We start from the raw sequence: 6,138 nt of genomic DNA on the forward strand, positions 1-6,138 counted from the left end.
GACCCGCCGGACAGCGCCCGGCACACACGTGTCAGCCACCCTGGGGGACACAGCCCCGTGCCAGCGGAAGGAAGGCGGCCCATGTCACTGGGGTGATGGTGAGGTGCCCTATGCCCGGGGCCTTGGAATCGCGGATGTGGATGGCGGTGGGCTCAGGTGCTATTTCGAGGCACTGGCCCCCCTCGTCACTGCTGTAGGTGGACTTGAACCACTCAAGCGCGGTGCTGCTGCTCATTGCTCTCCTAGCAACCGGTCCAACAGGCCCCTGGATTCACTGGGGTTGAGGGCCTGCATCCGCAGCATCGCATACTTCTGATTCAGGATTGCCACCTCGTCAGGGTCGACGATCAAGTGGCTGCCACGCACTGTTTCGGTGTAAACGAGCCGCTGGTGCTCAGGAGTTTCCAGCACGGTGAATGGACCCGACAGCCCAGCGTGGGAGTCGCCGCACAGGGGCAGGATCTGCAGGTCGAGCCCCGGCAGTTCGGCGTACTCACGCAAGTGGCGCAACTGCTCGGCGTAAACGGTGCCCCCACCCAGCCGGGTACGCAGCGCCGCTTCCCAGATCACGAAGCTGACAATCGGAGGGTGCCTGCGGTGCAGGATGTCCCGTCGCTCGATGCGTTTGGCAACGAGTTGTTCGATCTCATCTTCGTCATACACCGGGACTCTGCCCCGGAAGAGCGCTCGTGCGTAGGCCTCGGTCTGGAGCAAACCGGGCACCAGCATCGTCTCGTACCAGGAGATCACGATGGCTTCGCGCTCCCGATCCAGGTACTCCTCCGCGAACCGCGGAACCAGATCCACCTCCGGCATGTGGTCAACAGCCGTCTGCAACGTCCGCTTGGTGCCCAGGAGGTCATCGAGCTGAATCGCCAGATCCATCTTCAACGGACGCCGCCCCTGCTCGATGGAGGCGATCTGGTCCTCGCTCATGCAGAAGTGCTCGGCCAGGGATCTCTGGGTGTACCCGGCGGCCTCCCGGTGGACGGCGAGCAGCGCGCCCACCATTTTCATGGCCGATGCATTCCTTCGTGACCGTCGTCGCGAGCCGCTCATGCGGGTACAACTCCCACCGAAACCAGTGCCTTTACCGGTGCGAGGTCGTACAGCCGAGCTGTACGACCTCACGTACTGCTCCATGATGGCCACGTAGCGTGACTCTCGTCACATGAACGGCGAAACTTCCCCCGCACCACTCCGTGACCGCTTCTACCGGCGCGAGCGCCAGTCCATCCCCGCGGCCCGCGCGTTCGCGCGCCACGCGCTCACCGCCTGGGGAATCAAAGAGCGCGCGGACGACATCACCCTGGTCGTCAGCGAGCTGACCACCAACGCCCTGCTGCACGGCGTGCCGCCAGGCAGAGGGTTCCGGCTGCGGCTCATCCGCGCGGGGGCCGCCGTGCGGGTGGAGGTGCACGACAGCGGGGACGGCCGGCCCCGGCCCGTCGGCGAAGGGGGTGCCGACGAGTCGGGGCGCGGCCTGCTTCTGGTGGCGGCCCTGGCGGACGCCTGGGGGGTGGGGGAGCGCCACCCCGGCAAGGTCGTCTGGGCCGAGTTCGGTCAGGCCGGACCGGAGGTCAGCTCAGCAGCTCCACCTCCGCGAGGGTCGCGGCGCCCCCGGTGAGGACCAGGCGGTACCGCGCGTGGTCGCGAGGGTGGCGTACGGAGAACGCGCGGGTCTGCCGGTCCCAGGCGAAGGACTCGCCCGCGCGGCGGTCGACGGTCTGCCACTTCTTGCCGTCGCGGGAGCCCTGGAGGACCCAGCCGCGCGGGGCGGCGGACCTGTCGGCCGAGGTGAGCGTGTACTGCACGGCCTTGGTGCGGCCGGGCACCGGCAGGTCGACGGTCGCGGCCCGGTCGCTCGTCGCGGAGGAGTCGTCGAAGAGCGCGCCCTCACCCTTGAGGGCGTCCCGGCGCGGGGCGGGCACCTTGTCGTCCTGGGTGACGGACACCGGCTGGGCGCCCTTGCCCGTGCCCCAGGCGGAGGGGCGGGGGCCCATGTCGAAGTCCAGGACCCCGCCCCGGGCCAGGAGGCGGTGCGGCAGGGCGGTGGACGTCCACTTCTTGCCGTTGACCCGCAGCCCCTGCACGTACACGTTCTTCGCGCTGTTCCTGGGGGCCTTCACGACCAGGTCGCGGCCGTTGTCCAGGTGGACGGTCATCTTCTTGAACTGCGGGGAGCCGACGGCGTATTCACCGCTGCCCATGACGAGCGGGTAGAAGCCGAGCGAGGAGAAGAGGTACCAGGCGGACTGCTCGCCGTTGTCCTCGTCGCCGTGGTAGCCCTGGCCGATCTCGCTGCCGGTGTAGAGCCGGGCGAGGACCTCGCGGACCTTCTCCTGCGTCTTCCAGGGCTGCCCGGCGGCGTCGTACATGTACGCGGCGTGGTGCGCGACCTGGTTGGAGTGCCCGTACATGCCCATGCGCACGTCCCGCGCCTCGGTCATCTCGTGGATGACACCTCCGTACGACCCGGCGAACTCCGCGGAGCCCGTCTCGGGCGTCGCGAAGTACGTGTCGAGCTTCTTCGCGAGGCCCTTGCGGCCGCCGTACAGGTTGGCGAGGCCGCGGGAGTCCTGCGGGGCGGTGAAGGCGTAGCCCCAGGCGTTGGTCTCGGTGTAGTCGTGGCCCCACACGCGCGGGTCGAACGTCGCGGAGGGGACGCGCCAGTCGCCCTTCTTGTCCTTGCCCTGGAAGAAACCGGCCTTGGCGTCGAAGAGGTGGACGTAGTCCCGGGCCCGGTTGAGGAAGTACGCGGCCTCCTCCTTGTACCGCTTCTTGCCCGTCTTCTTGTACAGGGCCTCGCCCATCCTCGCGATGCCGTAGTCGTTGAGGTAGCCCTCCAGCGCCCACGACAGGCCCTCGTGCGTCTCGCTGCTGGTGTAGCCGAGGAACGGCGAGGTGGCCATGCCCTTGCGGCCGTAGCCCGGCTTGTCGGGTGCCACCGTCGCGTTCTTGACCGCCGCCTCGTACGCCGCCTTCGCGTCGAAGCCGCGCACGCCCTTCACGTACGCGTCGGCGAACGCCACGTCCGAGGAGGTGCCGGTCATCAGGTCCGCGTAGCCGGGCGAGGACCAGCGCGACGTCCAGCCGCCGTCCTTGTAGTGCTGCACGAAGCCCTCCACCAGCTCGCCCGCCTTCTTGGGCGTGAGCAGGGAGTACGCGGGCCACGTCGTGCGGTAGGTGTCCCAGAAGCCGTTGTTGACGTACGGCCTGCCCTCGACGATCTTCGCACCGGTGTGGGTGGGCGTGTCGGGCTCCGGCTGCTTGGTGAACGGCGAGGCGTACTTGTAGGTGTCCCCGACCTTCTCGAAGGCCGAGTTCGGGTACAGGTACAGCCGGTAGAGGCTGGAATAGAGCGTGGTGAGCTGGTCCTCGCTCGCGCCCTCCACCTCGACCTTCCCGAGGATCCTGTCCCACTGCTTCCGGGCGTCGCGCCGCACCTCGTCGAAGGACGTGCCGCCGGGTATCTCCCGCTCCAGGTTGGCCTTCGCCTGGTCGACGCTGATCAGGGACGTGGCCAGGCGCAGCGTCACCGCGCGGTCCTTGCCGGGGGCGAAGCGGAAGTAGCCGGTGGCGTCCGTGGTGCCGCCGCCCTGGAGCTTGCCGCCGCCGGTGACCCGCTGGTCGAAGGTGCCGTACACGAACATCCGCGTCGCGCCCGCCGACAGGCCCGACTTGACGTCGGAGTAGCCGGTGACGACACCCTTGTCCTGGTCGAGGGTGAGGCCGACGCCGTGCTTGGTGTCGCCCGTCCGCTCGATGTTGTCGAAGATCACGCTCGCGTCGTCACCGGGGTAGGTGAACCGGAACATCGCCGCGTGGTCGGTCGGCGTCATCTCGGCCTTCAGGCCGTTCTCGAACGTCACGGCGTAGTGGTGCGGGCGGGCCGTCTCGTTCTCGTGCCGGAACGGCAGCGCCCGCCCGGAGCGCGAGGCGTCCGGGGTGCCCTTCGCGGCCGACGGCATGACCTGGAACGTCTGCCGGTCACCCATCCACGGGCTCGGCTCGTGGCTCGCGCTGAACGCCTGCAGGGCGGGCAGGTTGTCGTCGTCGTTGCGCCGGGAGTAGTCGTACAGCCAGTCCAGGCTGCCCGCGTTGGTCACCGGCGTCCAGAAGTTGAAACCGTGCGGCACGGCCGTCGCGGGGAAGGTGTTGCCGCGCGAGAAACCGCCGCTGGAGAGCGTGCCACGGGTGGTGGAGGCGTAGTCGGACGGGTGCGCCCTGGGCTTCGGCGGAGCCTTCTCCGCCAGGGATATGTCGTCCACCCAGCCGCGGAACCTCACCGGGCCCTTGGGGGAGTCGTACGCCACGAGGATCCGGTCGACCGTCTTCCCGGCGGCCACCCGGCCCACGCGCGACTCGACGTTGTTCCACTGGTTGACGTACAGCACCTTCGCGGCGCCCTGCCCGCGCGGCGTCAGCGGGAAGCCGTGCTGGTCGGTGGCCCCGAGATCGCTCAGATACGTACCGTCGGTGAAGGCCAGATCCACGGACACGTGCGTCGCGTCGTACGGGGAGTCCTTGAACTCCTCGTCGTCCATGGCCGGGAAGACACGGTAGCCGAGCGCGGTGTCCCGCCCCACCTCCACGTCCACGTCGAACACCTTGTTGTACGAGTACCCGCGGCCCTTCGCGGTGTGCGTGCCCGCGTACCGCAGCGCCTGCCTGCCGGTGAAGCCCGCGCGGGCCTTCGCCGTCGGCGACCCGGCCGGGCCCCGGTCGACGGCGCTGCGCATGTCCTCGGGCGGGGCGGGCGCCTCCGTGCCGCCGACGGAGAGCTGGAGGTCGGCGAGCTGGATCTCGCCGCCGCCGTTGTTGGCCCGGATGTCGAGCCGGTAGTGCGCGTACGCGGTGTCGTTCGCGACGTCGTACGTCTTCGTCTCGAACCGCCCGCCGAAGCTCTCGCCCTCGCGCTTGTCGAGGTCCTTCCAGTCGCGGCCGTCCGTCGAGCCCTGGAGCGTCCAGGACTTCGGGTCGCGCTGCGCGTGGTCGTTGGCGGACGTCAGCGCGTACCGCACCACCTTGGTGGGGGAGTCGAGCGTGTACTCCACCCAGCCGGACGTGGCGAACGTCAGCCACTTCGTGGTCTTCTCGCCGTCGACGAGGTTCTCCTTCACCTCCCCCGACCCGGCGTGCTCGCCGCTGGCGCGGACCCCGGTCACCCGGTCGTTGACCCCGCCCGGGATGCCGGAGGCGTACGCGCCGTTCACGCCCGCGGCACGCTTGCGGCCGTCCGGCCCGGTCTCGACGGTGTTCAGCCAGTCGGGCGCCGGCTGCCCCGCCTCGAAGGAGGAGCGGAACTCCCGCTCCGCGCGCGGGCGTTCCGGCGGTGCGGCGGACGCGGCACCCTGCCCGGCGGCGACGACCGCGAGGGCCGTCACCCCGGCCAGGGCGACCGCGACCGGGCCGCGCCCCGGCCGTCCGCCCCCGTACCGTCCGCCGCCGTGCCGTCCGCCCTCTCGGGGTCCGCGTCCCCGGTGTCTGGGCCCTCGATGGCCGTGTCCCATCCCTGCGTCCCTCCCTGCCCGCCGTTCGGACAACGTTGTCAGGTGACCGTGCGAGGTCCAGTAGGGCGGCAAGTGGCGGGTGGTGTCAAGGGTGTTGACGGAGCGGACGCTATCGTCCGCGAGGCCGGGGGCAGGAGTCCCCGGCGGCGATGGTCATGGGCGCGGCGCGGACGTCGTCGGCGGTCACGGTCAGGCCTCTCGCCGTCACGTCGTCGAGGCGCAGGTAGGGCAGGGGCACCGGGGGGACGGCCCGGGTGGAGAAGGCGGCGGGCAGGACGCCGAGGACGCGGCCGTGGACGCGGTCGGCGCGGAGCCGCAGCGGGCCCTGGGCGGTCAGCCGTGGCGCGGTGACGCACAGCCGCCCGGGGCCGTAGCTCAGGAACGGCCGGTGCAGGGTCAGCGACTCGGCCCGGCAGTCCCCGTCGGCGCGCGGGGCGGGGACGCACAGCAGCCCGGTGACGATCAGCGTACGGGCGTGCAGGGAGAGGGGCGTGGCCGTCGCCCGGTCCCGGCGGCCGGGGTCCTCGGACCGGTGGCCGGGGTCGGCGGGCCGGTGGCGCAGGCAGGAGGCGAGGGGCGCGGCGGCCCGGGGGGCGTCGGCGCGGGGCGGTCCGCCGGGCAGGCC

Annotated in this window: 5 protein-coding genes; 1 reads left to right on the forward strand and 4 read right to left on the reverse strand. The window is 70.7% G+C overall.

From position 1 onward, the window contains the following. Positions 1–31 precede the first annotated feature (31 nt). Positions 32–235, reverse strand: a complete 204-nt coding sequence (locus tag IE330_RS28445) for a DUF397 domain-containing protein (RefSeq protein ID WP_190139013.1) — start codon at positions 233–235, stop codon at positions 32–34. Beyond that, positions 232–1,017, reverse strand: coding sequence for a helix-turn-helix domain-containing protein (locus IE330_RS28450; RefSeq protein WP_373314741.1), 786 nt, complete (start codon positions 1,015–1,017; stop codon positions 232–234). The genes IE330_RS28445 and IE330_RS28450 overlap by 4 nt, the downstream gene beginning before the upstream one ends. Before the next feature lie 154 nt (positions 1,018–1,171). Here IE330_RS28450 and IE330_RS28455 point away from each other — a divergent pair, with 154 nt between their 5' ends. Next, positions 1,172–1,627, forward strand: a complete 456-nt coding sequence (locus IE330_RS28455) for an ATP-binding protein (protein WP_190139015.1) — start codon at positions 1,172–1,174, stop codon at positions 1,625–1,627. Here IE330_RS28455 and IE330_RS28460 read toward each other — a convergent pair. Beyond that, on the reverse strand, positions 1,581–5,513 hold the full coding sequence (locus IE330_RS28460) for a GH92 family glycosyl hydrolase (RefSeq protein ID WP_190139016.1): 3,933 nt from the start codon (positions 5,511–5,513) through the stop codon (positions 1,581–1,583). The genes IE330_RS28455 and IE330_RS28460 overlap by 47 nt on opposite strands. Positions 5,514–5,622: 109 nt before the next feature. After that, on the reverse strand, positions 5,623–6,138 hold a 516-nt coding region (locus IE330_RS28465), incomplete at its 5' end, for a hypothetical protein (RefSeq protein ID WP_190139017.1).

The sequence above is a fragment of the Streptomyces longispororuber genome, from assembly GCF_014656095.1.
In the GTDB taxonomy this organism is placed as follows: Bacteria; Actinomycetota; Actinomycetes; order Streptomycetales; family Streptomycetaceae; genus Streptomyces; species Streptomyces longispororuber.